The sequence below is a fragment of the Paracoccus gahaiensis genome, assembly GCF_005048225.1.
Taxonomy (GTDB): domain Bacteria; phylum Pseudomonadota; class Alphaproteobacteria; order Rhodobacterales; family Rhodobacteraceae; genus Paracoccus; species Paracoccus gahaiensis.
Genome location: NZ_SUNI01000026.1, coordinates 13,977 through 39,895 on the forward strand (window position 1 = coordinate 13,977; position 25,919 = coordinate 39,895).

Below are 25,919 nucleotides of genomic sequence, written 5' to 3' on the forward strand. Positions count from 1 at the left end.
CCGCCTGCCCCGCGTTGCCCGACCGGCGCCCGCCTGTGCGTCTGTCCCGTCCCGGCACGCGCACCTTGGACCGACCCTGGCAGGGGTCGGTCCCTTTTTTTTGCCGGAAGGGGTTGGTCAGGCGGCGGCCTGATCCATCGCCTCCAGCGTGGCATCCCATGCCAGAAGGATCGAGGCGTGGCGGTTTGGATAGGCCCGGGCCGGGGTCAGCGCCTCGAGATCGCCGAAGGGGGCGTCGGGGGCGGGGGCGTCCCGGGTCAGCATGTCGCGCAGCTGGTCGCGCGCCGCCGCCAGGGCCGCCCGGTCCAGCCCGATGACGGCCTGTCCCAGCACCGAGGCCGAGGCCTGGCCCAGGGCGCAGGCCCGCACCTCCTGCGCGAATTCGCTGATCCGGTCGTCCTGCAGCGACAGATGCACCGTGACCGAGGATCCGCATTGCGGCGAGCGGCGCTGGACGCTGGCCTGCGGGGCGCTGAGTGTGCCCTGATGCGGGATGGCCGTGGTCAGGGCCAGGATGCGGCGCGAGTAGAGCTGCAGAAGATCGCTGTCGGACATCATTCCTCCGGTCGGGCTTTCCCGCGGCCCCGTCCCGGATTAGATAGGGACGCGCCCCGCGAAAGGAAACCCGATGTTCGATCCCCTCAGCCTGAAATATGACGCGGCGGGGCTGATCCCGGCCATCGCGCAGGATGCGGGCACGGGCGAGGTGCTGATGATGGCCTGGATGAACGCCGATGCCGTGGCCCGCACGCTGGAGACCGGGCGGGTGACCTATTGGTCGCGCTCGCGGCAGGCCTTCTGGATCAAGGGCGAAAGCTCGGGCCATGTGCAGGCGCTGGTCGAGATGCGGGTGGATTGCGACCGCGACTGCCTGCTGCTGCGGGTCGATCAGACGGGGCCGGCCTGTCATACGAACCGGCGGAGCTGTTTCTATCGGGCGGTGCGCGACGGGGCCGAGGTCGAGATCATGGCCCCGCTGGCGTAAGAGGGGGGCGCTGCCCCCCGTCCTGCGGACTCCCCCCGGGATATTTTTCGCCAAGATGAAGGGTCAGAGGCCGATCATCTGGCGGATGTCGGCGGGGGTGGCGCCCTCGTCGCGGTAGTGGCGGATGGCGCGGGCGTCGTCGCGCTTGGCCAGGCGGCGGCCGGTGTCGTCGCGGATCAGGCGGTGGTGCAGGTAGGCGGGCGTCGGCAGGTCCAGCAGGCGCTGCAGCAGGACATGGATGTAGGTCGCGTCGAAGAGGTCCTTGCCGCGGGTGACCAGCGTGATGCCTTGGGCGGCGTCGTCGACCACCACCGCAAGGTGGTAGGACGTGCCCATGCCGCGCCGGGACAGGATCACGTCGCCGATGCCTTGGGCGACCTGGTCGCGCGTCAGGATATGGTCGTGATCGGGCAGGATCGTGCGGTCGCGAAAGCCGATCCGGTCGAGGCCCAGGGCGTCGAAGGCGCGGGCGATGTCGAGGCGGATCACGTCGTCGGGGCCTGCATCGCGATGGCTGCGGCCCCGGCAGGTGCCGGGATAGACGAGGCCGTCCGGGCCGGCGGGCAGGGCGCCCTCCTGCGGGGCCGACAGGGCGGCGCGGATGTCGCCGCGGCGGCAGCGGCAGGGATAGGTCAGGGGGGCGAGGCGGTCGAGGGCCGCCCGGTAGGCGGGCAGGCGGTCGGACTGGCGCATCACCGGCTGCGGCCAGTCGAGGCCCAGCCACGCGAGGTCGTCGAGGATCGCGGCCTCGAACTCCGGGCGGCAGCGGTCGCGGTCGATATCCTCGATGCGCAGGTGGAAGGCGCCATGGGCGGCGGCGGTCAGGGCCGAATAGGCATGGCCCAGATGCAGCAGCCCGGTGGGCGAGGGGGCGAAGCGCGTGACCTCGCCCGCGTCTATTGCGCGGCCAGCCATGCGGCGAAGTCGTCCTTGGCGCGCTGCGTATAGGCCGGATAGCGGTCCTTGCGGCCCCGGCGCCCGCTGCGCGCCTCGGGCAAAGGCGGGAAGAGGCCGAAATTCACGTTCATCGGCTGGAAGGTCTTGGCCTCGGCCCCGCCGGTGATGTGATGGATCAGCGCGCCCATGGCGGTGGTGACGGGCGGCGGCGGCAGGTCGCGGCCCAGGGCCTGGGCGGCGGCCATGCGGCCTGCCAGCAGGCCCATCGCGGCGCTTTCGACATAGCCCTCGACCCCGGTCACCTGGCCCGCGAAGCGCAGGTTGGGACGCAGGCGCAGGCGCATGCGGTCGTCCAGCAGCGTGGGCGAGTTCAGGAAGCTGTTCCTGTGGATGCCGCCGAGGCGCGCGAAGCTGGCCTCGTGCAGGCCGGGGATCATGCGGAAGACCTGGGTCTGCGCGCCGTACTTCATCTTGGTCTGAAAGCCCACGATATTGTAGAGCGTTCCCAAGGCATTGTCGCGGCGCAGCTGGACGACGGCATAGGCCTTTTCGTCCGGCTTGTGCGGATTGGTCAGGCCCACGGGCTTCATCGGGCCAAAGCGCAGCGTCTCGCGGCCGCGTTCGGCCATGACCTCGATGGGCAGGCAGCCGTCGAAATAGCCCGCCGTCTCGCCCTCGTGGAACTCGGTCTTCTCGGCGGCCAGAAGGGCGTCGATGAAGGCCTCGTAATCGGGTTTGGTCATCGGGCAGTTGATATAGGCCTTCTGCTCGGCCAGCGTCTCGCCCTTGTCATAACGGCTCTGCTCCCAAGCCACGCTCATGTCGATCGTGTCGGCATGGACGATCGGGGCGATGGCGTCGAAGAAGGCCAGCGCCTCGGTGCCGGTCACGCCGCGGATGGCAGAGGCCAGCGCGTCCGAGGTCAGCGGGCCGGTCGCCACGATCCAGTTGCCCTCCGAGGGCAGGTCGGTCACCTCGCCCGGCGCGAAGGTGATCAGCGGCTCGGCCCGCAGGGCCTCGGTGACCGAGGCCGCGAAGGCCTCGCGGTCCACGGCCAGCGCGCCGCCGGCGGGCAGGCGGTGGCGGGTGGCCATGGCCATGATCAGCCCGTCCGCGGCCCGCATTTCCCAGTGCAGCTGGCCCACGGCGTTCATCACGTCGTCATCCGAGCGGAAGCTGTTCGAGCAGACCATCTCGGCGCAGTCGCCGGACTTGTGGGCGAAGGTCTCCACCTGAGGGCGCATCTCGTGCAGCACCACGGGGATGCCGGCGCGGGTGATCTGCCAGGCGGCCTCGGATCCGGCCAGGCCGGCGCCGACGATGTGAACGGGGTCCATGCGTGTCTCCATGCGGGTGGGGCTAGCAAAGCGGCCCGGAATTGGAAAGGGGCGGCGCCGATGGCACCGCCCCCAGGGTCATGCGACCGATGCGCGCGGGATCAGTCCGCGGCGGCCTCGGCCTCGGCCTCGCCGCCTTCGCTGTCTTCCGAGCGCAGCGCCGAGGGCGCGGCCAGGTTGGCGATGACGAAGTCGCGGTCGATCGTGGGCTTGGCCCCCTCGGGCAGGGGGATGTCGCTGATATGGATCGTGTCACCGATCTCGCGGCCTGCCAGGTCGACGGTGATGTGATCGGGAATGTCACCCGCCGTCACGATCAGTTCGACCTCGGCGCGCACGGTGACCAGCGTTCCGCCCTTCTTCAGGCCGGGGCAGGTGTCCTCGTTGATGAACTCGACCGGAATGAACAGGTTCACCTTGGACGTGCGACGCAGGCGCATGAAGTCGATGTGGATCGGCAGATCCTTCACGACGTCGCGCTGCACGCCGCGGCAGATGACGCGGACATCGTCCTGGCCCTCGACCTGCAGGTTCCACAGGGTGGACATGAAGCGCCCGGCCCGCAGCTTGGTCAGCAGCTTGTTGAAGTCGAACGCGATGGAGACGGGATCCTTGTTGTCACCATACACGATACCGGGCACCTTGCCGTCACGGCGAGCCTGGCGGGCGGCCCCCTTGCCTGACCCCGCGCGTGCCTCGGCCACCAGATTCGGAATCTCTTTGGCCATTGCTTTAATCCTTAACCGTTGTTGAGGGCGCCACCCTCCAAGGGTGCGTGGCGCCAAGCGGTGCCCTTAGCGCAATGGCGCGCGGATGTGAAGCCGGAAACGCAGGGATCCGTGCGGGTGCCGCCCGACCGCAGGGCCCGCCAAAGCGGACGTGATTTGACCCCGGGCCGCGCCGGCTTCTATGCCCGGTCGATGGCTGGCCCTCGAGGACGGCGGGATGCAGGGGGGCAGGGTGGATCAGGATCAGCCACGGACGATGTCGGTGGATTACCTGCGGGTGATCCTGGCGGGATTCGTGGTGCTGGCCCATTCGGGCCTGGCGCGCGAGACCCTGCGCGAGGCGGGCGTTGCCGGCCTCTGGGGGCTGGCGGCGGGCAATGGCATCCTGCGCGTGGCGGTGCCGGTCTTCACGCTGATTGCGGGATATTTCCTGGCCTCGACCCTGCACCGGGGGCGCCTGTCGGGCTGGGTGGGGCATCTGCTGCTGCTCTATGCGGTCTGGTCGGCGGTCTATCTGCTGTTCCTCTGGCCCTATTACACGACACGGCCCGCCGCGCTGACGTTGACCGAGCTGCTGCTGGGCTTCATGCATCTGTGGTTCCTGCAGGGGCTGGCGGTGTCCGGCGTGATCCTGGGCCTGATGCTGAGGCTGGGGCGGGGGGCGGTGATCGGCTCGGCCGTGCTGCTGGGTCTGATCGGGCTGGGGCTGCAATATGCCCGGATGAGCGGCCTGTCCGAGGTTCCGGTCGAGCATTACCGCAACGGGCCGCTGTATCTGTACCCCTATCTGGTCATGGGCTGGCTGATCGCGCGCCACCCGCCGCGGCTGTCCGCCCCCGCACTCTGGGCGCTGATGGCCGTCGGGCTGGCCCTGACCCTGGCCGAGAACCTCGCCTGGCTTGGGCGCATCGGAGAGGAGTCGCTGCTGGAGATCCCGCTTGGCCATCTGATCCTGTGCCCGGCGCTGCTGCTGTGGGTGCTGCGCCTGCCGGCGCCCGCCACCCGCCTGCCCTTGGCGCGGGCGGCGGCGGGGATCTATGTGATGCATGTGATCGTGCTGCAGGGGCTGCCCCGGATCGGGCTGCCCGACCCGGCCTTGGGCACGGTGCTGGGCATCGTGCTGCCCTTCGGGCTGGTCTGGGCGGTCGTCACCCTGGGGCGGCGCAGCCGCCGTCGGGCGCGCCCGGCCTAGGCGATCTCGTATTCGTCCAGGAAGCCGCGCGGCACCAGCAGGTTCTGCGGGCCAACCTTGTCCAGATCCCGCTCGCCGCACAGCGCCATGCTGATGTCCAGCTCCTTGCGGATGATCTCGAGCGCGCGGGTCACGCCGGCCTCGCCCATCGCGCCCAGGCCATGCAGCCAGGCCCGCCCGATCCAGGTGCCATGCGCCCCAAGCGCCAGCGCCTTCAGCACGTCCTGACCCGAGCGGATGCCGCCATCCATATGAACCTCCACCCGATCGCCCACGGCCTTGACGATATGGGGCAGCATCCGGATCGAGGACAGCGCCCCGTCCAGCTGCCGTCCGCCATGATTGCTGACCACGATCGCGTCGGCGCCGAAATCCGCCGCGATCCGTGCATCCTCGGGGTCGAGGATGCCCTTGAGGATCAGCTTGCCGCCCCACATGTCGCGGATGGCCGCGATCTTGTCCCAGTCCAGCCGCTCGTCGAACTGCTCGGCGGTCCAGCTCATCAGGCTGGAGGTGTCGCCCACGCCCTTGGCGTGACCCACGATATTGCCGAACCCCCGCCGCTTGGTGCCCAGCATCCCCATGCCCCACCGCCAGCGCGTCGCCAGATCCAGCATCGTGGGCAGGGTCATCTTGGGCGGCGCGGACAGCCCGTTCTTCAGATCCTTGTGCCGCTGCCCCAGGATCTGCAGATCCAGCGTCAGGACCAGCGCGCTGCACTTCGCGGCCTTGGCCCGCTCGATGATGGCGGCCAGGAACTCCTGGTCCTTCATCACGTAGAGCTGGAACATGAAGGGCGCGTTCACATGCGCCGCCACATCCTCGATCGAGCAGATGGACATGGTGGACAGGCAGAAGGGCACGCCGAACCGCTCGGCCGCGCGGGCGGCGTGGATCTCGCCATCCGCATGCTGCATGCCGGTCAGCCCGACCGGGGCCAGCGCCACCGGCATGCTGACCGGCAGGTCGACCATCCGGCGCGCCAGACGGCGGTCGGACATGTCCACGGCCACCTTCTGGCGCAGCTTGAGGCGCGCGAAATCGGTCGTGTTGTCGCGAAAGGTCTGCTCGGTATAGCTGCCCGATTCCGCGTAGTCGTAGAACATCTTGGGGGTTCGGGCGCGGTGCATCTGCTTGAGGTCGTCGATGCAGGTGATGACGGGCATGGCAGGGCCTTTCGCAAGCTGGTCAGAAAGACTTACCAGCGCCGCGATCCTCTGGCAATCACCTGCCCGCGCGCGCCCGCAGGTCGGGATCCACAACCGGTCGCTGCAGGGCGGCGGCGCGGGCCCGCAGCGCCTCGGCCCGGGTCAGGGTCGCGCCTTCCACCGGCGCGGGATCGGCGCGTCCCGCCGCCGCATGGGCGGGCAGGGCGGGCTCGGCCAGCACCTGATCGGTGGGCAGAAGCGCGGGAAACTCGCCGCCCTCGCTGCAGGCGGCGATCAGCAGGGCGAGGGTCAGGGCGGCGGGGGCATGTCTCATACGGGGGACGCTACGCCCTCGGCGCCGCCCCGGCAACGCCTTCGCGCCTTCCCCCCGGGCAGACCCCGCGCTAGACAGGCGCATGGCCCGCACCACTGGTTCCCGCGCAACGATCACCGGCCCGCTGATCCGCGACAAGGCCCGGCGCCTGTTCGCGCGGCAGGGTTATGCGGCGGTCTCGATGCGCCAGATCGCGGCGGCGGTGGGGGTGCAGGCGGGGACGCTGTACAGCTATACCCCCGACAAGCAGGCGCTGCTGGCCGATCTGCTGGAAAGCCACATGCAGGATCTGCTGGCCGCCTGGTCCGATGATGCAGAGGCCGACCCGCTGGCCCGGCTGGAACGCTTCGTGCGCTTCCACATCGCCTTCAGCCTGGACCATTCCGACGCGGTCTTCCTGTCCTATATGGAGCTGCGCAACCTGACGCCCGAGAACTTCGCCCGCATCGCCGACCTGCGGGGCCGCTACGAGGCCGCGCTGGAGGCGATCCTGCGCGAAGGGGTCGCGGCAGGCCGGATGCGGATCGAGGATCCCAAGCTGACCACGCTGGCGCTGATCGCCATGCTGACCGGCGTCACCAACTGGTATCGCGAGGGCGGTCGCCTGGACCGGGCCCGCATCGCGCAGATCTACTGGGGGCTGGCCCAAGGCGCCGTCGGGGCGGCCTGATCCGGGCGTCGTGGCGCAAATCTCCAATCGCACGCTTGATGCCCCGCCCGCCATCCGGGATACTCGCGCGCATGGCCCTGCCCCCCGGTTTCCTCGACGAGATTCGCAATCGCGTCCCGATCAGTCGCGTGATCGGGAAGAAGGTCGTCTGGGATCTGCGCAAGTCGAATCAGGCGCGGGGCGACTGGTGGGCGCCCTGTCCCTTCCATCAGGAAAAATCCGCCAGCTTCCATTGCGACGACCAGAAGGGCTATTACTACTGCTTCGGCTGCCAGGCCAAGGGCGACGCGATCGGCTTTCTGCGCGACCATGACGGGATGGAGTTCATGGAGGCCGTCAAGCTGCTGGCGGCCGAGGCCGGCCTGACCATGCCCGAACCCGATCCCCGCGCCCGCGAGAAGACCGACAGGCGCACCAAGCTGCTGGAGGTGACCGAGGCCGCCTGCCGCTGGTTCCGCCTGCAACTTCAGACCGGCGCGGCGGCCGAGGCGCGCGAGTACCTGACCCGGCGCGGGCTGGACGGTGCGGCGCTGGAGCGGTTCGAGATCGGCTTTGCCCCCGATGCCCGCACGGCCCTGACCGCCGCCCTGCGCGAGAAGGGCTTTGCCGAGGATCAGATCGTCGAGGCCGGCATGTCCGCCCGCCCCGAGGGCGGCGGCGCGGCCTATGACCGGTTCCGGGGCCGTATCATCTTTCCGATCCGCGACGGGCAGAACCGCTGCATCGGCTTCGGCGGCCGGGCGATGGATCCCGAGGCACGGGCCAAGTATCTCAACAGCCCCGAAACGCCGCTCTTCGACAAGGGGCGCAATCTCTACAACCTTGGCCCCGCCCGGGCGGCGGTGGCCAAGGGCGCGCGGCTGATCGTGGCCGAGGGCTATATGGACGTCATCGCGCTGGCGCAGGCGGGGTTCGAGGGCGCCGTGGCCCCCTTGGGCACCGCCATCACCGAGGAGCAGCTGCGCCTGATGTGGCGCGTCGCGCCCGAGCCGGTGATCGCGCTGGACGGCGACGCGGCGGGCCAGCGGGCGGCGCAGCGGCTGATCGACTTGGCGCTGCCCTTGACCGGGCCGGGCCAGGCGCTGCGCTTCGTCGTGCTGCCCGCCGGACAGGATCCCGACGACCTGATCAAGGCGGCGGGGCCGGGGGCCGTGTCGGCGCTCTTGGATCAGGCCCGCCCGATGCTGGATCTGCTGTGGTCGCGCGAGACGCAGGGCCAGGTCTTCGACAGCCCCGAACGCCGCGCCGCGCTGGACCGCCGGCTGGCCGAGGCGGTGGCGCGCATCCCCGACGAGGTGACCCGCAAGCACTACACCGAGGATATCCGCCGCAAGCAATGGGCGCTGTTCAGCCCGGCCCGCGCGCGTCCGGGGGGCGCCTCTCGGAAGGGCGCCTTTCCGCCGGGGCAGGGACGGCGTCCGGGGGGCGCGGGGGCCGGGCGGGCGCTGGTGCCCTTCGTCTCGCCGCACATGCCCGAGCAGCACAAGGACCTGCTGGAGGGCGCGGCCCTGCTGATCTGCGCGCTGCGCCCGGCCATGGTCGCGCAGGTCGAGGCGCGGCTGGAACGGCTGCTGCCGCAGGACCCGGACCGGGCGGCGCTGCTGCACGACCTGCTGACCCAGGGCGACAGTCCCGCCGGGCGGCGCGGTCTTGAAACCCTGCGCCGCGACGCCCATCTGGGCCTGACGCCCGCCATCATCGAACGCAAGGATGACGAGGCGGCGGTCGTGATGCTGCTCGACCTTCTGGACAAGCTGGAGGTGGCCCGCGCGACCCATCACGAACTTCACCGCGCCGAGTCCGAGATCCAGGGCGAGGCCGACGAGGGCCTGACCTGGCGCATCAGCCAGATCACCCGGGCCCGACACCGTGCCGAAAATCCCGAGATGGAGACATCGGGCGACATGAACGAGGATCGCGATGCCTTGGCGGCCCAGTTGTCCGACTGGCTGTCAGGTCAGATCTGGCGCAAGCCGCCCCGGCGATGATCCCGAATCATGCCGGATCACCTGTACGAATCGGCGCGGCGGCCGGCCTTTGATTCGGTCGCGAACCGCGCTAGAACCAAGACGATTTGCGGCGATTCGGCTCTTGGGCGAATCACCCGCTCCCAGACCGCCCGCCTAGACAGCCCGCGAACATGACCGCCTCGAGAAGGAGCCCTGGATGGCCGCCAAGGACGACGAGCACGACAAGACCGACAAGGACGACAATGCCCATACGCTGGACATGAGCCAGGCGGCGGTCAAGAAGATGATCGCCGAGGCGCGCGAGCGGGGCTACATCACTTATGATCAGTTGAACGCCGTCCTGCCGCCCGAGCAGGTCAGCAGCGAGCAGATCGAGGACGTGATGTCGATGCTGTCCGAAATGGGCATCAATGTCATCGAGGATGACGAGGCCGCCGAAGAAGGCGAGGGTGGTGCGCTGGTCGCGACCGGCACCGGCTCGCGCGAGCTGGCCGTCTCGACCACCGAGACCGAAAAGCTGGACCGCACCGACGATCCGGTGCGCATGTATCTGCGCGAGATGGGCTCGGTCGAACTGCTGTCGCGCGAGGGCGAGATCGCCATCGCCAAGCGGATCGAGGCCGGGCGCAACACGATGATCGCGGGCCTGTGCGAAAGCCCGCTGACCTTCAAGGCCATCACGCTGTGGCGCGACGAACTGCTGGACGAAGAGATCCTGCTGCGCGACGTGATCGATCTGGAAACGACCTTCGGTCAGGCCATGGACGGCGAGGAGGCCGAAGAGGTCGAACTGACCGTCGAGGGCGAGACCGACACGACCGCCACCAAGCGCGAGGAACTGGACGCTGACGGCAATCCCCTGCGCGTCGAGGATGACGACGACGAGGACGAGGGGGCCAACCTGTCGCTGGCCGCGATGGAGGCCAGCCTCAAGCCCAAGGTTCTGGAAACGCTGGAAGCCATCGCCCATCACTACGAGGGGCTGGCCGACATGCAGGATCTGCGCATGTCCGCGACCCTGAACGAGGACAACACCTTTTCGGCCAGCGCCGAGACGGACTACCAGGCCCTGCGGTCCGAGATCGTCGTGCTGGTCAATTCGCTGCACCTGAACAGCGGCCGGATCGAGGCGCTGGTCGACCAGCTCTACGGTATCAACCGCCGCATCGTCACCATCGACAGCGGCATGGTCAAGCTGGCCGACGCCGCCCGCATCAACCGCCGCGAATTCATCGACGCCTATCGCGGGTCCGAGCTGGACCCGGGCTGGGTGGACCGCATGTCCGCGCAGGCCGGTCGCGGCTGGCAGGCCCTGTTCGACCGCTCGCGCGATCCGGTCGAGAAGCTGCGCGCCGACATGGCCGAGGTCGGCCAGTATGTCGGCGTCGACATCGAGGAATTCCGCCGCATCGTCAGCCAGGTCCAGCGCGGCGAGAAGGAGGCCCGTCAGGCCAAGAAGGAAATGGTCGAGGCAAACCTGCGCCTGGTCATCTCGATTGCCAAGAAATACACGAACCGTGGCTTGCAATTCCTTGATCTCATTCAGGAAGGCAATATCGGCCTGATGAAGGCCGTCGACAAGTTCGAATACCGCCGCGGCTACAAGTTCTCGACCTATGCGACCTGGTGGATCCGTCAGGCGATCACCCGGTCCATCGCGGATCAGGCCCGCACGATCCGCATCCCGGTCCACATGATCGAGACGATCAACAAGCTGGTCCGCACCGGCCGCCAGATGCTGCACGAGATCGGCCGCGAGCCGACCCCGGAGGAACTGGCCGAGAAACTCCAGATGCCGCTGGAAAAGGTTCGCAAGGTGATGAAGATCGCCAAGGAGCCGATCAGCCTCGAGACCCCGATCGGGGACGAGGAGGACAGCCAGCTTGGCGACTTCATCGAGGACAAGAATGCCGTCCTGCCGCTGGACAGCGCCATTCAAGAAAACCTGAAGGAGACGACGACCCGCGTCCTTTCTAGCCTGACCCCGCGCGAGGAACGGGTCCTGCGGATGCGCTTCGGCATCGGCATGAACACCGACCACACGCTGGAAGAGGTGGGCCAGCAGTTCAGCGTCACCCGCGAACGCATCCGCCAGATCGAGGCCAAGGCGCTGCGCAAGCTGAAGCATCCGTCCCGCAGCCGGAAGCTGCGATCGTTCCTTGACCAGTGACGGGTCCGCTTCGGACGAACTGAACCGGATCGGCGGGCTGGGCTTCGTGCTGTATCGCAGCACCGCCCGGCCCGGGCTGGAGACCGAGGACATGCGCGCGATCCTGAAGGCCGCGCGCAGCCGCAACCAGGCGCTTGGCCTGACGGGCTGCCTGCATCACGAAGACGGGCTGTTCTTCCAGTGGCTGGAGGGTCCCGGCGACGGGCTGGCGCGGGTCATGGCCTCGCTGACGCATGACCGGCGGCATGACGATATCCGGGTGCTGGACCAGGGCCCGCTGGACCGCCGCCGGTTTCTGGACTGGCACATGCGGTTTTCCGATCGCGACCATGCCTCGCTGATGGACTGGTTCGCCCGCTCGGACACCGCGACCGTGCATCCGGGTGACTATGCGGGGGCGGTGGTGTCCTTCCTGATGTCCTTGGCCCGCTGAGCCCCGGGCTTGAAGTTTCGGCACAAAAAGTGAACACTGCTTCCCAAGAAACGGGAAGACGGGGCTCATGGGGCAGATCGAATTCGAACCCGGCAACGGGATGATGCTGTTCGTGGCGGCAGGCTGGCTTGCAGCTCTACTGCTGGCGGTCCTCTGGTCGCGCGGCGGCCGGGCGCGAGCGGAGCTGACGGGTCGGCTGGTCGTGGCCGAGGCGGCGGTGCAGGCCGCCCTGCTGGATCAGACGCGCGGCACCGCGCGGATCGAGGCGCAGGCGGCGCGGGTGTCGGAGCTGACCGAGGATCGCGACGCCCTGACCGACGCGCTGCACGACGCCCGCCACCAGCAATCCCAGCTGGAGACGCGCCTGGCCGAAGCCCGTCTGCGGGCCGAGAAGGATGCCGAGGCCAGCGCCCGCGAGATCGCCACCCTGCGCGAGTTGCGCGCCGAGATGACCCAGCAGTTCCGCCTCCTGTCCGCCGAGACCCTGCGCGCCCAGCAGGAGGATCTGCAGCGCAGCCAGAACGACCAGCTCTCGGCCTTGCTGAGCCCCTTCCGCGATCAGGTGAACCGCTTCCAGACCGAATTGCAGACCCGCAACAAGGTGCTGGACGAGGAATCCGCCCGGCTGCGCGAGCAGATCCTGTCCTTGCACAATCGCAGCGAACAGATCAGCCGCGAGGCGGTCAACCTGACCCGCGCGCTGAAGGGCGACAAGCAGCGGCAGGGGGCCTGGGGCGAGATGGTGCTGGAGCGGATCCTGGAGGAGTCGGGCCTGATGGCCGGCACGCATTACGACCTGCAATCCAGCTGGCGCGACGAGGACGGCAAGCTGTGGCGGCCCGATGTCGTGGTGAAGATGCCGCGCGGCAAGGTCATGGTGATCGACAGCAAGGTCTCGCTGAACGATTACGAGACCTCGGTGACCTCCGAGGATCCGGCCGAGGCCGAGGCCGCCCTGCGCCGCCACGTCGCCGCGATCCGCACCCATATCTCGACGCTGTCGGGCAAGGGCTATCAGCGGATGGACGACAATTCCGTGGATTACGTGCTGATGTTCATCCCGATCGAAGGCGCCTTCTCGGATGCACTGCGGGCCGATCCGGGGCTTGCAGGCTTCGCGATGGAACGCCGCGTGGGTCTGACCACGCCCACGACGCTGATGCTGACCCTGCGCACCGTCGAACATATCTGGGCTGTCGAGCGGCGCGAAAGCAATGCGGTCGAGATCGCCCGCCGCGCCGGGCAGCTGTACGACAAGGTCGCCGGGCTGGTCGAGGCGATGGAGGGCGTGGGCCGGGCCTTGGATCAGGCGAACCGGGCGCAGGGGCAGGCGATGGACCGGCTGACGCGCGGCTCGGGCAATGTGATCCGCCAGGTCGAGATGCTGCGGACGCTCGGCGCGCGCGCCAGCAAGCAGATCGCGCTGGACCATGACCGGGGCGACGATCCCGACAGCCTGCCGCGCCCGGAGGCTGCCGAATGATCCGCCAGATCGAGATCGCCACGAACGGCCCGGCCTGCCACGAGTTCACGGCCGAGCTGTCGGACTGGCTGACGTCCATCAAGGCGGGGCAGGGGGTGCTGACCCTGCTGGTGCGCCACACCTCGGCCTCGCTGCTGATCCAGGAGAATGCCGATCCCGAGGTGCAGGCCGATCTGCTGGCCTGGCTGGATCGGCTGGCCCCGCCCGCCGATCATCTTTCGATGGGCTGGATCACCCATCGCTACGAGGGGCCGGACGACATGCCCGCGCATCTGAAGGCGGCGGTGCTGCCCAGCAGCCTGCAGATCCCGGTCGACAGGGGCCGGATGCTGCTGGGCCGCTGGCAGGGCGTCTATCTGGTCGTACATCGCCGCGCGCCGCATACGCGCAGCGTCGTGGCGATGTTCCAGCCCGCCTAGGCCTGCGGCATCAGGTGGATCTCGCGGATCGCGGCGCGCTCGGGGGCGGTGATCATGTGCAGGACGGCCGCCGCCACATCCTCGGGCTGCAGCTTGTCGGGCGCGCCGTCGTCGAAGAAGGGCGTGTCGACCATGCCCGGCGCCACGACCGAACAGCGTCCGCCCCATTCGCGCATCTCTTCGGCCAGATTGCCGGCATAGCCATGCACGAACCACTTGGTCGCGCCATAGATCGAGCCCGCGATATGGCGCCGCCCCGCCGCCGATCCGGTCAGCACCAATGTGCCGCGCGTCTTGCGCAGTTCCGGCAGCACCGCCCGGGCGGTCAAAACCACGCCGGTCACGTTCAGGTCGATCATGCCGCGGATATCGTCCAGATCGCCCGCCTCGGTGCCGGGCTTGGACAGCCCGCGCCCGGCATTGGCGAAGGCCGCGTCGATGCCGCTGAAGTGGTCGGCGACCTCGGCCACCGCACGCTCCAGATCCTCGATCCGGGTGGCGTCGCCGGTGGCGACATGGGCCGAGGCGCCCAGCTCGTCCGCCAGGGTCTGCAGCTTGTCGGCCGAGCGGGCGAAGAGGCCCACGGTCCAGCCTGCCGCGACGGCGGCCCGGGCGGTGGCGGCGCCGATGCCCGACGAGGCGCCGGTGATGAACAGGGTCTGTGTCATGGCGGCATCAATCCTTGATAATTCTGGGGAATTCTGCCCGCCAACGCGGCTTTCGCGCCACAGGTTCCGGGGCCCGCATCTTGTGGGCTGTGGATAAGGCTACCCAAGCCCTGCCATCCAGCCTATAGTTCCGGGGGATCGCCCCCAAACAGGGACAACCCCATGCGCTGCCCATTCTGCGGAAACCTTGACACGCAGGTCAAGGACTCGCGCCCTGCCGAGGATAACGTCGCGATCCGCCGCCGGCGGTTCTGCCCGTCCTGCAGCGGGCGGTTCACGACCTATGAGCGCGTGCAGCTGCGCGATCTGGTGGTCGTCAAGACTAACGGCAAGCGCGAGGATTTCGACCGCGACAAGATGGCCCGGTCGATCCGCATCGCCATGCAGAAGCGCCCGGTCGAGCCCGAGCGGATCGAGCAGATGATCAGCGGCATCGTCCGCCGTCTGGAAAGCACCGGAGAGACCGACATTCCGTCCAAGGCCATCGGAGAGATCGTGATGGAGGCGCTGTCGCGCATCGACAACGTGGGCTATGTGCGCTTTGCCAGCGTCTACAAGAACTTCCAGGATGCCGACGATTTCGACAAGTTCGTGTCCGAACTGCGCCCCGGCGCCGCCACCGATTGACCTCTGAGCCGACAGAGGACGCGCGCCACATGGCCCATGCGCTGCGCTTGGCGCGGCGGGGGCTTGGCAATGTCTGGCCGAACCCCGCCGTGGGCTGCGTGCTGCTGCGCGAGGGCCGCGTGGTCGGGCGCGGCTGGACCCAGCCCGGCGGGCGCCCCCATGCCGAACGCATGGCGCTGGACGCCGCCGGTTCGCTGGCCCGCGGCGCCACCGCCTATGTCACCTTGGAGCCCTGCGCCCATCACGGCCGCACGCCGCCCTGCGCCTCGGGGATGGTCCAGGCCGGGGTGACGCGGGTGGTGACGGCGCTGACCGATCCCGATCCCCGCGTGGCCGGGCGCGGCCATGCCATGCTGCGCGCGGCAGGCGTGGCGCTGACCGAGGGGGTGATGGCCGCCCAAGCCTCGGAATTGCAGGCCGGGTTCCTGCTGCGGATTACCCAAGGCCGCCCCTTCGTGACGCTGAAGCTGGCCAGCAGCCTGGACGGACGGATCGCCATGGCCAGCGGGGAAAGCCGCTGGATCACCGGCCCCGCCGCCCGCGCCCATGTCCATGCGCTGCGCGCCCAGCACGACGCGATCATGGTGGGCGGGGCCACGGCAAGGGCCGACCTGCCGCAGCTGAACGTGCGCGGCATCAACACGCCCTTGCAGCCGGTGCGCATCGTCGTCTCGGATCAGGCGCTGCCCGCCCTTGCGCCGCAGGGGCCGGATCACGGGCCGCTGTGGCGGGTGTCCGGAGAGCCCGCGCGGATCATGGCCGATCTGGCCGGGCGCGGGATCACCCGCGTCTTCTGCGAGGGGGGCGGTCGGCTGGCGGCCAGCCTGCTGGTTGCGGGGCTGGTCGATCAGTTGATCGGCTATACCGCCGGGCTGGCCTTGGGGGCCGAGGCGCGCCCCTTCCTGGGCCCGACCGGCTGGACGCATCTGGCCGAGGCGCCGCGCTTTGCCTTGGCCGAGACGCGGGCGATCGGCCCGGATCTGTTCCACCGTTGGCGCCGGGTCTAGCTGGCGCCGGGTCTAGCGCCGCCAGATCCAGGCATGGCCCGCCAGCGCGCCCTGCGCCTTGGCCAGAAGCCGCAGCGCCGGGGGGTGGCTGACCTCGCCCGCCGCCAGCCGCTCCAGCGCCAGTTCGACCGGGCAGGGCAGGCCCGTCACCGGGTCGCGATAGCGCGGATAGGCGATCAGGCAGGCATGGACCAGCGCCGCCAGATCGGGCCGCGCGCGCCGCCGCGCGGGGATCGGCCCCAGATCCCGCGTCAGCCCCCAGCCCGCATAGAAGGGCGCCCCCAGCACGGTCACCGGGGTGCCGCGCAGCAGCGCCTCGAAGCCCAGGGTCGAGGTGATGGTCCAGACCTCGTCCACTGCCTCGATCAGCGCCAGGGGGTCAGCCGCATCGGCCACGTGATCGGCCAGTCGGGCCAGATCCCCGGGCGCGATCAGGCCGGGACGCAGGCCCGCCTCCACATCGGGATGTGGCTTGTAGATCACACAGGCCAAGGGATTTTCGGCCCGCACCCGGGCCAGAAGCGCCAGATTCGTCCGCTCCTTCCCCGCGCCCTTGCGGATCGAGGCGTCATCCTCGACCTGGCCCGGCACCAGGATTCGGTGGCGACCGTCGCGGGGCGGCAGGTCGGCGGCGCCGCCAAGGTTGTACTTGGTCAGCCGCGCCGCGATCAGCGCCGCGATCAACCGCTGCGCGCGGTCGCGCCCGCAGGGGGGCGGGCCGAGCGCGATCAGCTGCTCCAGCCGCGAGGGTTCGGTGGGGTCGAAATAGATGCCCAGATCGTCAGCCACCACCGACAAGGGCGGGGTCAGCGCGGCGCCCAACCCGCGCGAGCGCAGGAACCCGTCCTCGACCCGGATCGCCTGCGGGGCGGCCTCGGCGGCGCTGGCCCAGGCCAAAGTGACCGCAGGCTCGGGTCTGGCGGCGAAGCGCAGGGGCTTGGCGTCGCCGAACTCGCGCGACAGGAAGCGGCGCTTCCACAGGCGCATGCCAAGGGCAACATGGCCGTCGCGGTCCTGGCGAAAGACGCGGGTCTCGGCCTCCAACTGGTCCAGCGCGCCATCCAGATCGGTCAGGCGGTCGCGGCAGGGGTCGTACCAGACCGGCCCGGTGATGTGGCTGGCGGAGAACAGCGCCTCGCGCGTGGCCGTGCCCCGGCGGCCTGGGGGCAGGGGTGCCTCGTCGTCGCTGAGCCCCCAGCCCGCATAGAAGGGCCGCCCGAACAGGCGCGGGCGGTGGCCGGCCAGAAGCGCCTCGTAGCCCAGCTGGGAGCTGACGGCATAGACCGCCTCGGCCCCCTCGACCAGCCGCCAGGGCGAGACGGGGCTGTCGCTGAACATGTCGCCCGGGCCCAGGTCGGCGGGCGTCAGGTGGCCGGGGCGCAGCCCGGCGGCGGTCTCGGGATGGCTGCGGATCAGGATCGGACGGCCAGGATGCTCGTCCCGCGCGGCCTCCAGCATGCGCAGGAACAGCGCCCGGCCCTCGCCCTGCAGCGAGGCGTCGCCGCGCGTCTGGTCGATGACCAGCACATAGCCTGGGGGCGGCACCGGCAGGCCTGGGTCGTGCAGGTTGTACTTGGACAGATCCGCCGCCCGCATCCGCGCCAGCAGCCGCACCGCGCGTTCGGCCATGCTGGGGGCCAAGGGCTGGCTCGCCAGCCGCTCCAGCCGCGAGGGTCGCGTGGGGTCGAAATGCAGCCCGTCCGGGTCGATCAGCAGGCCCAAGGGGCCGCGCGCGGCCAGACGGCCCGGCGCCCGGCCCGGCAGGACGGATCGCAGGAAGGCATCCTCGACCGTGACGATGGGGCTGCCGCGCCGCGCGGCGATGGCCCGACCCCGCCAGGCGGTCGGACTGGCGCCCCAGATCCCCACCGGTTCGCCCGGGCGGGGCAGGGCCAGGGCGGGCCGATACCCGGCCAGCGTCAGGATGCGCGCGATGCGCGGTCGCCTGAGAAAGCCGAGATTGAATATACAAAGCCGCCGGGGGGTCCCGGCGGCTGAGAGGTCATCGGACTGCATCCAGAGATTACTCGGTGATGCTGGTCAGGCTGTCTGCCGTGGCGGCGCTGCCGGTGACGGCCCCCAGGGTCTTCTGCCACTGGACGTAGGGCGCTTCGGTCACATAGACGGTGTCACCGTCGCGGATCACGAAGTCCCGGGCCAGGAACAGGCCGTTGGGCCGCGTCAGGTCCAGCACATAGGCGAAGCGCTGCGATCCCACGACCGGCTTGCCCAGCACGCGCGAGGCCACCGATTCGGGTTCGTCGCGCAGCACGAAGACGCCGGTGGGGTCGGCCAGCGCGCTGGTCAGACCGCCGACCATGGCGATGGCCTCGGCGGCGTTGATGACCTCGTTGCCCAGGGGCACGCGGGTCTGTCCGCCAAGCGCACCAAGCGCGGTGAAGGTGCGCTGGTCTTCCTCGACGAGGATCAGGTCGCCCGGGCGCAGGGCGATGTCGTTGCCGTTGTTGCCGTAAAGGTCGGCCAGCCAGATGCGGCCGCTGTCATTGCCGCGCTTGACGGTGACGACCGCCACCTCGGGCTCGATGGCCACGCCGCCAGCCTGGGCCAGCATCGCGGACAGGGTCCGGGTCGGGCGCTGGATCGGATAGACGCCCTGGGCGCCGACGCGGCCCACCACCGACACGGTCGCGCCGTCGCCGGCGACACGCTGCACGGTCACCTGGGGATCGGGGGTCTGCGCGCTCAGACGCTCGGTGATCTGCTGGCGCAGCTGGTCGGGGGTGTTGCCCGCCGCCCGGACGCGACCGGCATAGGGCACGAAGATGAAGCCGTCGCTGTCGACCTGGATCTCGGTCAGCGCGGTCGAGCTGGCGCCGAGCGAGGTCAGCAGACCGTCATCGACGTTTTCCCAGATCGACAGGCCCAGCACGTCGCCGGCGCGGATCTCGTCGGCGCCGACCTGTCCCGCGTTGCGGAAGCTGTTCGAGAAGCCATAGGACGGAGCGAAGGCCGAGGCGCGTGTCACGTGGTCGTTGACATAGATGACCTGGGTGTTGCCGCCGCGCTCGACGGCACCGTCGAAGATCTCGGACTTGTTGGGGCCGGAACGCGGCAGCCCGCAGGCGGCCAGCAGGCTCAGGGCGGCCATCATGCACACCCGCAGGGGGGCCGCCGACCGAATGGAAACTGTCACCTCTTATACTCCTGTCTTATCTGGTTCCGACATCGTTGGCCGGTTCTCGCGCCGTTTTAAACTGGTCTGCCCACTCGCGCCAAGAAGTACTTGCAGGCAGGTTTCAATGATCTCGATCCGCAAGCTGTTGACGGGGCAGGATCGGCCCCGAGGCGAGCGCATCGTAAGGGTCGTGTTCCGACAGAAGCATGTCGGCCACCAGGCGCAGCGCATGGGCGCGCGACCGGCTGGCATAGAAGCCCCCGGGGATCTGGCTGGTCTGCAGAAGGTAGTTCCGGAAGACCCGGTAGGCCTGCGGGTCCGGCGCCTCGGGGGCGGCGAAGAAGGCGTCCAGGCTTTGCCCCGAGACCAGCCCGGGCTTTTCATAGACCGCCCGGCCGAGGGTCTTGACCGGGATGCCGCGCCACAGCGCCTGCTGGGCGGCGGTCGAATTGACGGTCACGACCGCCCGGGCATGGGACAGGATCTCGGCCAGCTTGCCGCCGCGGACGTAATGCACGCGGTCGGAGATGCCGTGCCGGGCGGCGGCGGCCAGGATGGCGGGGCGGTTGCCCGCGCGCCCGTCCTCCAGCGGATGGGCCTTGAAGACCAGATGGTGATGGCGCGGGGCCGAGCGGGCAAAGCCCTCGACCACCAGATCGACGAACTGCGCATTCTTGGTGAAGGGCGAATGGCCGAGGAAGTTCGAATCGTGTTCCAATTGCATCAGCACAAGGCTGTAGGGCCAGCCCGACAGCCGAAGCCGCCGCCATTGTGCCGCGCGGGCCACATTATAGACCGGGGCCAGCAGGAAGCGGCGCAGGTTCAGCCGGAATTCCTGCATGACCGGGATGGCGCGATGGCCCGTATAGGCGCGATAGCGGCGGTTCGCGATCAGGATCAGGAAGTGATAGAAGGCGCCGTAGAACTTGTGCTGGCGCATGTCGCCCCAATGGGCGGGGGGGCGGCGCACCTCGTTGATCTGCTCGCGCAGCGCCGCGCGCATCTGCGCCAGCGGGATGCGCAGCAGCACCGAATTGCCGTTGGAGCCCTGGCGTTCGTAGCTGATCCAGTAGGGGCGCAGATAGCCCTCCTCGAAGACGTGGACGCGCAGGCCGCGCTCGTCCGCCAGCTTGCGGGCGGTGGCGTGGATCGCGCGCACGTCGCCGTAAAGGACGATGTCGGTCACGCCCTTGTCGGTCAGGATCGCCTCCAGCCGCTCGGGCCAGTCCAGCGCGCTGCCCTCGTGGCGCAGGAAGCTGGCCTTGTCGGACCAGAAGAACTCGTCCCCCGCATTGAAGCCGCAGCGCCAGACCGTCGCGCCCGCCGCCCGCAAGAGCCGGGCCAGCCGGTTGAAGAACGGCCCATGCGGCCCCTGCAGCATCAGGAACACGCGCGCCTCGCCAGCGGCGGCCTCCGTCGTCTGGGGCGGGTGCTTCGCGGTCTGCAGGGGAAGGGGGCCGTGATGGGACATGGGCAACTTGCAACACGGGTGCGCCGGAAGCGGCGGGCCCTGCCCCCGACATGCCATGTCTGGACCCGTGGTTCCAGAATTTTATGACTCGGGGTTAATCCGCGTTCGGCGGCTTGGTGCTTGAACGGGCAGGGGGGATGGCCTAGTTCGGACCAAATGGCAGGAAAGGCGCGGCATGTTCACGGGCATCATCACGGATATCGGCATGGTCCGCAGCGTCGAGATGCGCGGCGACATGCGCGCGCGCATCGGCTGCAGCTATGACATGGCGGGCGTGGACATGGGCGCCTCGATCGCCTGCGACGGGGTGTGCCTGACGGTCATCGCCAAGGGGGAGGACTGGTTCGAGGTCGACATCTCGGCCGAGACGCTGTCCAAGACCAGCATCGGATCGGCGGGCTGGTCGGTCGGCCAGCGCCTGAACCTGGAACGCGCGCTGCGCGTGGGCGACGAGCTGGGCGGGCATATCGTCAGCGGCCATGTCGACGGCGTGGCCCGCATCGTCAGTGCCCTGCGCGAGGGCGACAGCCTGCGGCTGGTCTTCGAGGCCCCCGCCGATCTGGCGCGCTTTGTGGCGCCAAAGGGGTCGGTGGCGCTGAACGGCACCTCGCTGACCGTGAACGAGGTCGAGGGCCGCCGCTTCGGCATCAACCTGATCCCGCACACCCAGACCGTCACCACCTGGGGCGACGCCGCCGAGGGCGATGCCGTCAACCTGGAGATCGACACCCTGGCCCGCTATGTGGCGCGGCTGGCCGAGGCCGGCCAGGTCTGAGCGATGGGCAGCGGCCCCCATCGCGGCCCCTCCTCGACGGGCCTCGGCCTGCGCCCGGGGGCCAGGACCGTCCAGCAACGCGATATCATGGCGGCAGCCCGGCTGGCGGGCATCGCCGGCGGCCCGCGCCATTCCGAAGGACAATCCCATGACATTTGAAGAACCCGGCCCCGTCGAGCGCGATCTGGCAAAGGCCATCTCTCCGATCGAGGAGATCATCAACGAGGCCCGCAACGGCCGCATGTTCATCCTGGTCGATCACGAGGACCGCGAGAACGAGGGCGATCTGGTGATCCCCGCGCAGATGGCCACGCCCGACGCGGTGAACTTCATGGCGACGCATGGGCGCGGGCTGATCTGCCTGTCGCTGACCGCCGCGCGGATCGAGGCCCTGGGCCTGACGCTGATGAGCCCCAAGAACTCGAGCCGTCACGAGACCGCCTTCACCATGTCCATCGAGGCCCGCGAGGGCGTCACCACCGGCATCAGCGCCCATGACCGGGCCCGCACCATCAGCGTGGCGATCGACCCGATGAAGGGCGCCCCCGACATCGCGACCCCCGGCCATATCTTTCCGCTGCGCGCCCGCGATGGCGGCGTGCTGGTCCGCGCGGGCCATACCGAGGCGGCGGTCGACATCTCCCGGCTGGCCGGGCTGAACCCCTCGGGCGTGATCTGCGAGATCATGAACGAGGATGGCAGCATGGCGCGTCTGCCCGATCTGGTGGATTTCGCGCAGCGCCACGGGCTGAAGATCGGCACGATCAGCGACCTGATCCGCTATCGCCGCCGCCACGACAACCTGATCGCCGAACGCGCCCAAAGCCGGGTGACCTCGATGCATGGCGGCGACTGGATGATGCGCATCTTCGCCGACGAGACGCAGGGGATCGAGCATATCGTGCTGACCCAGGGCGATCTGACGACCGAGGCGCCGGTCCTCGTGCGGATGCACGCGCTGGACCCGCTGCACGATGTGCTGGGGATTGGACGCTCGGATGCGGGCAGCCTGCCCGCCGCCATGCGCGAGATCGCGGCCGAGGGGCGCGGCGTCGTGGTGCTGATCCGCGACCTGTCCGAAGCCGTCTGCGATCCGGGCGAGGTCGGGCCGCATACGCTGCGCCAATACGGGCTGGGGGCGCAGATCCTGTCGGCGCTCGGCCTGTCGGACCTGATCCTGCTGACCAATTCCGCGCCCGTGAAGGTGGTAGGTCTTGACGCCTACGGGCTTTCGATCCATTCCACCCGGCCTATTCCCAAGGACTGAGAGATGGCCTCGAACACGCAACATCACGAGCTGGCGCTGCCGCGTCTGGATGCGCCGACCCGCCTCCTGGCGGTCGTGGCCCCCTATTACAAGGATGTCACAGACGGGCTGCTGGCCGGGGCGCAGGCCACGGCAGAGGCCGCCGGCGCCACCCTCGACATCGTCGAGGTGCCCGGCGCCCTGGAGATCCCCACCGCCATCGGCATGGCCGCCCGCAGCGGGCGCTATGACGGTTTCGTGGCCCTGGGCTGCGTGATCCGGGGCGAGACGACCCATTACGACACGGTCTGCAACGACAGCTCGCGCGCCTTGACGCTGCTGGGGCTGCAGGGCGCCTGCATCGGCAACGGCATCCTGACGGTCGAGGTCCTGGCGCAGGCCGAGGTCCGCGCCGATCCGGCAGGGCAGAACAAGGGCGGGGGGGCGGCGGCGGCGGCGCTGCACCTGATCGCGCTGTCCCGGTCCTGGACCGAGGCGCGCAGGGGCGGTCCGCCGCCCGTGCATGATGTGATCCGCTTGGCGGGCGAGTTGGAAGGACGGGGCACGGCATGAGCGATTCCGATCACGAGAAGCGGCCCGACCGGCGCACGCTGTCCGCCGCCGCCCGGATGTATGCCGTCCAGGCGCTGTTCCAGATGGAGGCCGCCGGACAGTCCGCAGATCGCGTCACGCGCGAGTTCCAGGATTTCCGCATCGACTTCGAGGATCGCGACGGACCCACCGCCGAGGCCGACGAGGCGCTGTTCTCGCGCATCGTCGACGACGTGGTGATGTGGCAGTCGCGCATCGATCAGGCGACCGACCGGGGGCTGGTGGCCAAATGGCCCATCGACCGGATCGACCCGGTCCTGCGTGCCGTCTTCCGCGCCGCCGGGGCCGAGCTGGTCACCGAACGGGCACCTGCCAAGGTGGTCATCACCGAATATGTGCGGCTGACCCAAGCCTTCTTCCCCGAGGGGCGCGAGTCGCGCTTCGTCAATGCCGTGCTGGACCACATGGCGCGCGATCTGAGGCCCGATTCTCTGGCCTGATCCGCCCCTCCCGACCAGCCTGACACGGCCCGGATCCTCAGGTCCGGGCCTTTTCGATGCCTGCCGGGGCCCGGGCTGCCGGAACGGGCCTTTTCGACAGAGATGAACCGTGTGGTTCCGGTGCGATCTGCGTGGCATCTGTGCAACAACTTTTGTGACCGGCCGCCGCAAAAAGACTGCCTGAAATTAAGGCAGTCACACGCATGTTTCAAAACGTCCATGCCGAGGACCTAGGACCGTTTCATTGCAGAGGGTGCAAAACCTGCCTTTTGGCAGAGGCTTGGCTGAAACCCCATTTGGTTGCATCAAGAATGGTTTCACCGCGATCTCGGCCATCTCCCGCCGATCCGGGTCAAGGCCCGGGGGCTGTCACATTTTTGCGATAAGACGATGAAACGCGCTGCTCTTTGAACCCGAGGGGCGCCACGCTAATTGAGGTGGCAGCAGAGATGCTCTGATGCCCGACACGGGCCCAGGACAATCCTACTCAGCTTTATGAGGACGAACACATGAAAAAAGTTACCCTGCTGACCAGCACCGCTGCGATCCTGGCCGCCCTGTCGGTTCCGGCCTTTGCGCAGACCGAAATCTCGACCGGCGCCGACGCTGCCGGCGTGACCGAGATCAACGACCGCATCACCGACATCGAAGATGATGTGACGGACGCTTTCGAGCGTGACAACGACGCCGAGCGCTTCGGCCCCGCCGACCGCCGCCAGGGCCTGTTCGGCACCATGTCGCTGAGCTACACCGGCCGTGACGGCAACACCGACAACCAGGATCTGGCGATCGGTGGCCGCGTGAACTACAACCAGGGCGTGTTCGCCCAGAGCGTCGGCCTGTCGATCGAGTTTGGCGAAGACGACTTCGGCAACAAGGATCAGGAGGACATCGCGGCGATCTACGACGCGCAGTACTACTTCAACGACCAGTTCTATGCCTTCGCCTTGGGCCGCATCAATCAGAACGGTCTGGTCGATGGCGTGCGCAACAGCGACGCTCAGACGGATGACGACTTCGCCGACGAGTTCAGCGACTTCCGCACCGACGCGTTCCTGGGCTTCGGTCCTGGCTACCGCATCCTGAACTCGGCCGACACGACTTGGCGCGTCCAGGCGGGTGTTGGCGTCCGCTACACCAAGACCGGTGCGCAGGAAGCCGGCTTCGACTTCGACGGCACGCCGGTTGCGGACTCGTCGGACACCTCGGTCGGCTACATCGCCTCGTCGCGTCTGTACCACCGCTTCAACGAGAACATCTTCCTGACCAACGATACCGACTATCTGGGTTCGGAAGACTCGGCCGACGTGATCACCAACGAGCTGGGTGTGAACCTCCAGGTCTCCGAGCAGCTGGCGACCCGCGTCAGCTACACCACGGAATACCAAGAAGACCGTGCAATCCGCACCGACAACTCGGTCGGCATCGCCGTGGTCTACGGCTTCTGATCCCGAACTTCGGATCTGTTGAACTGGAAGGGCGGCCCTCGGGCCGCCCTTTCTTCATTCCGCGACACCGACAGGGCGGACATGCAAAAGGCCTCCGAAGGGGCCCGCCAGAGCCCCTGTAGGGCCTCTGAAGAGTTAGAGAGGGGAAGGTGGCGGGAACCGCAGCGACCGCGACGGCGACAGATTTCCCGAAAGCCTGATATATCAGGTGGGTACCGGGTAACGTGACCAGGGCCACGACAGAGCCAGCGCCCTCGGAAAACTTATAGGCCAGTGGAAAAATGGCCGTACGCGCGAAGAGCAGAAGCCCGCCACCGACAAATCTAGGATCAGAGGCGCGTCGTTGCAAGTCCCGCGCGCATCATCCCCCTTTTCGCGACTCACCAGACCGACCGGGCAGGGGCCCCTGTGCATTCCGCGCGGCCAAACAGGCAGAAAAACGGCCTGATTAACTGAGCAAAGACAGTGCATTGAAAGAAAACGCGGTGTGCATCGTCATTTTTCTGTTGCACCCCTCGGCGCTTGGTCCTAAACACCGCTTCACCGAAGGCGGGAACGCTGGAGGGGCCGGGAAGACGGGTGCTGCGAGGCGCTTCTGAGAGACCGGGGTGAAATTTGGGAATGGATGACCGGGTGAGGCGTCGAGTTGGCGCATCGTCCGTGATTTTGGACCTCTGCTTTTTGACATTGATGGATATCTGAAGAGATATGCGGGCGGTTCGG

General features: G+C 68.7%; 25 protein-coding genes. 15 read left to right on the forward strand and 10 right to left on the reverse strand.

The features are described 5' to 3' along the window. Positions 1–117 precede the first annotated feature (117 nt). Positions 118–555, reverse strand: coding sequence for an iron-sulfur cluster assembly scaffold protein (locus FA743_RS17755; RefSeq protein WP_211242315.1), 438 nt, complete (start codon positions 553–555; stop codon positions 118–120). A gap of 73 nt (positions 556–628) precedes the next feature. Here FA743_RS17755 and hisI point away from each other — a divergent pair, with 73 nt between their 5' ends. Next, positions 629–985 (forward strand): phosphoribosyl-AMP cyclohydrolase, encoded by a 357-nt coding sequence (gene hisI, locus FA743_RS17760; protein WP_136887424.1) that lies wholly within the window; start codon positions 629–631, stop codon positions 983–985. Positions 986–1,048: 63 nt separating this feature from the next. Here the strand turns inward: hisI and gluQRS are convergent, their stop codons facing one another. The 3 genes from gluQRS to FA743_RS17775 form a co-directional block, all read right to left on the reverse strand. Next, positions 1,049–1,900, reverse strand: coding sequence for a tRNA glutamyl-Q(34) synthetase GluQRS (gene gluQRS, locus FA743_RS17765; RefSeq protein WP_136887425.1), 852 nt, complete (start codon positions 1,898–1,900; stop codon positions 1,049–1,051). Next, positions 1,882–3,219, reverse strand: coding sequence for a methylenetetrahydrofolate--tRNA-(uracil(54)-C(5))-methyltransferase (FADH(2)-oxidizing) TrmFO (gene trmFO / locus FA743_RS17770; RefSeq protein ID WP_136887426.1), 1,338 nt, complete (start codon positions 3,217–3,219; stop codon positions 1,882–1,884). The genes gluQRS and trmFO overlap by 19 nt, the downstream gene beginning before the upstream one ends. A gap of 101 nt (positions 3,220–3,320) precedes the next feature. Beyond that, positions 3,321–3,947 carry a 50S ribosomal protein L25/general stress protein Ctc gene (locus FA743_RS17775; RefSeq protein WP_136887427.1) on the reverse strand — a complete coding sequence of 209 codons (627 nt, stop codon included), beginning with the start codon at positions 3,945–3,947 and terminating at the stop codon, positions 3,321–3,323. A 217-nt stretch (positions 3,948–4,164) separates the two neighbouring features. Between FA743_RS17775 and FA743_RS20825 the strand changes: the two genes are divergently transcribed. After that, on the forward strand, positions 4,165–5,139 hold the full coding sequence (locus FA743_RS20825) for an acyltransferase family protein (protein ID WP_136887428.1): 975 nt from the start codon (positions 4,165–4,167) through the stop codon (positions 5,137–5,139). Here the strand turns inward: FA743_RS20825 and FA743_RS17785 are convergent. Then, a complete protein-coding gene (locus tag FA743_RS17785) occupies positions 5,136–6,305 on the reverse strand; it encodes an alpha-hydroxy acid oxidase (RefSeq protein WP_136887429.1) in 1,170 nt (389 codons plus the stop codon). The genes FA743_RS20825 and FA743_RS17785 overlap by 4 nt on opposite strands. A gap of 58 nt (positions 6,306–6,363) precedes the next feature. Beyond that, the gene (locus tag FA743_RS17790; RefSeq protein ID WP_136887430.1) at positions 6,364–6,621 is read right to left on the reverse strand and encodes a hypothetical protein; all 258 of its coding nucleotides are present in this window, start codon (positions 6,619–6,621) and stop codon (positions 6,364–6,366) included. A gap of 82 nt (positions 6,622–6,703) precedes the next feature. Between FA743_RS17790 and FA743_RS17795 the strand changes: the two genes are divergently transcribed. The 6 genes from FA743_RS17795 (at position 6,704) to FA743_RS17820 (ending at position 13,766) form a co-directional block, all read left to right on the forward strand. Beyond that, entirely contained in the window at positions 6,704–7,291 is a 588-nt protein-coding gene (locus tag FA743_RS17795; RefSeq protein ID WP_136887431.1) for a TetR/AcrR family transcriptional regulator, read from the forward strand. A gap of 71 nt (positions 7,292–7,362) precedes the next feature. After that, complete coding sequence (dnaG, locus tag FA743_RS17800; RefSeq protein ID WP_136887432.1) at positions 7,363–9,279, forward strand: DNA primase; 1,917 nt, start codon at positions 7,363–7,365, stop codon at positions 9,277–9,279. A 178-nt stretch (positions 9,280–9,457) separates the two neighbouring features. Beyond that, entirely contained in the window at positions 9,458–11,431 is a 1,974-nt protein-coding gene (gene rpoD, locus FA743_RS17805; RefSeq protein WP_136887433.1) for an RNA polymerase sigma factor RpoD, read from the forward strand. Beyond that, a complete protein-coding gene (locus FA743_RS17810; protein ID WP_136887434.1) occupies positions 11,421–11,864 on the forward strand; it encodes a BLUF domain-containing protein in 444 nt (147 codons plus the stop codon). Before rpoD ends, FA743_RS17810 begins: the two co-directional genes overlap by 11 nt. A gap of 67 nt (positions 11,865–11,931) precedes the next feature. Further along, the gene (locus tag FA743_RS17815; RefSeq protein ID WP_136887435.1) at positions 11,932–13,347 is read left to right on the forward strand and encodes a DNA recombination protein RmuC; all 1,416 of its coding nucleotides are present in this window, start codon (positions 11,932–11,934) and stop codon (positions 13,345–13,347) included. Further along, positions 13,344–13,766: a secondary thiamine-phosphate synthase enzyme YjbQ gene (locus FA743_RS17820; protein ID WP_136887436.1), complete on the forward strand. Its 423-nt coding sequence runs from the start codon at positions 13,344–13,346 to the stop codon at positions 13,764–13,766. The genes FA743_RS17815 and FA743_RS17820 overlap by 4 nt, the downstream gene beginning before the upstream one ends. Here FA743_RS17820 and FA743_RS17825 read toward each other — a convergent pair. After that, positions 13,763–14,434: an SDR family oxidoreductase gene (locus FA743_RS17825; protein WP_136887437.1), complete on the reverse strand. Its 672-nt coding sequence runs from the start codon at positions 14,432–14,434 to the stop codon at positions 13,763–13,765. The two genes, FA743_RS17820 and FA743_RS17825, sit on opposite strands and share 4 nt — an antisense overlap. Before the next feature lie 162 nt (positions 14,435–14,596). Between FA743_RS17825 and nrdR the strand changes: the two genes are divergently transcribed. Then, positions 14,597–15,061, forward strand: a complete 465-nt coding sequence (gene nrdR, locus FA743_RS17830) for a transcriptional regulator NrdR (protein ID WP_135313329.1) — start codon at positions 14,597–14,599, stop codon at positions 15,059–15,061. Next, positions 15,058–16,068, forward strand: coding sequence for a bifunctional diaminohydroxyphosphoribosylaminopyrimidine deaminase/5-amino-6-(5-phosphoribosylamino)uracil reductase RibD (ribD, locus tag FA743_RS17835; protein ID WP_281281791.1), 1,011 nt, complete (start codon positions 15,058–15,060; stop codon positions 16,066–16,068). Before nrdR ends, ribD begins: the two co-directional genes overlap by 4 nt. Before the next feature lie 12 nt (positions 16,069–16,080). Here ribD and FA743_RS17840 read toward each other — a convergent pair whose 3' ends face one another. The 3 genes from FA743_RS17840 to FA743_RS17850 form a co-directional block, all read right to left on the reverse strand. Further along, positions 16,081–18,084, reverse strand: coding sequence for a capsular polysaccharide biosynthesis protein (locus FA743_RS17840; RefSeq protein WP_136887439.1), 2,004 nt, complete (start codon positions 18,082–18,084; stop codon positions 16,081–16,083). Positions 18,085–18,091: 7 nt separating this feature from the next. Then, a complete protein-coding gene (locus FA743_RS17845; protein WP_211242316.1) occupies positions 18,092–19,180 on the reverse strand; it encodes a polysaccharide biosynthesis/export family protein in 1,089 nt (362 codons plus the stop codon). Between the two features lie 145 nt (positions 19,181–19,325). Beyond that, on the reverse strand, positions 19,326–20,675 hold the full coding sequence (locus FA743_RS17850; protein ID WP_136887440.1) for a capsule biosynthesis protein: 1,350 nt from the start codon (positions 20,673–20,675) through the stop codon (positions 19,326–19,328). Positions 20,676–20,850: 175 nt separating this feature from the next. On the opposite strand from FA743_RS17850, the gene FA743_RS17855 reads away from it, so the two are divergent. The 5 genes from FA743_RS17855 to FA743_RS17875 all read left to right on the forward strand — a co-directional run bounded on the left by FA743_RS17855 (position 20,851) and on the right by FA743_RS17875 (position 25,196). Next, positions 20,851–21,450: a riboflavin synthase gene (locus FA743_RS17855; protein WP_136887441.1), complete on the forward strand. Its 600-nt coding sequence runs from the start codon at positions 20,851–20,853 to the stop codon at positions 21,448–21,450. A 148-nt stretch (positions 21,451–21,598) separates the two neighbouring features. Next, positions 21,599–22,717 carry a 3,4-dihydroxy-2-butanone-4-phosphate synthase gene (gene ribB / locus FA743_RS17860; RefSeq protein ID WP_136887442.1) on the forward strand — a complete coding sequence of 373 codons (1,119 nt, stop codon included), beginning with the start codon at positions 21,599–21,601 and terminating at the stop codon, positions 22,715–22,717. 3 nt (positions 22,718–22,720) lie between these two features. Continuing rightward, the gene (locus FA743_RS17865; RefSeq protein WP_136887443.1) at positions 22,721–23,269 is read left to right on the forward strand and encodes a 6,7-dimethyl-8-ribityllumazine synthase; all 549 of its coding nucleotides are present in this window, start codon (positions 22,721–22,723) and stop codon (positions 23,267–23,269) included. After that, complete coding sequence (nusB, locus tag FA743_RS17870; protein WP_136887444.1) at positions 23,266–23,748, forward strand: transcription antitermination factor NusB; 483 nt, start codon at positions 23,266–23,268, stop codon at positions 23,746–23,748. Before FA743_RS17865 ends, nusB begins: the two co-directional genes overlap by 4 nt. 509 nt (positions 23,749–24,257) lie before the next feature. After that, a complete protein-coding gene (locus tag FA743_RS17875) occupies positions 24,258–25,196 on the forward strand; it encodes a DUF481 domain-containing protein (protein WP_136887445.1) in 939 nt (312 codons plus the stop codon). Positions 25,197–25,919: the final 723 nt, after the last annotated feature.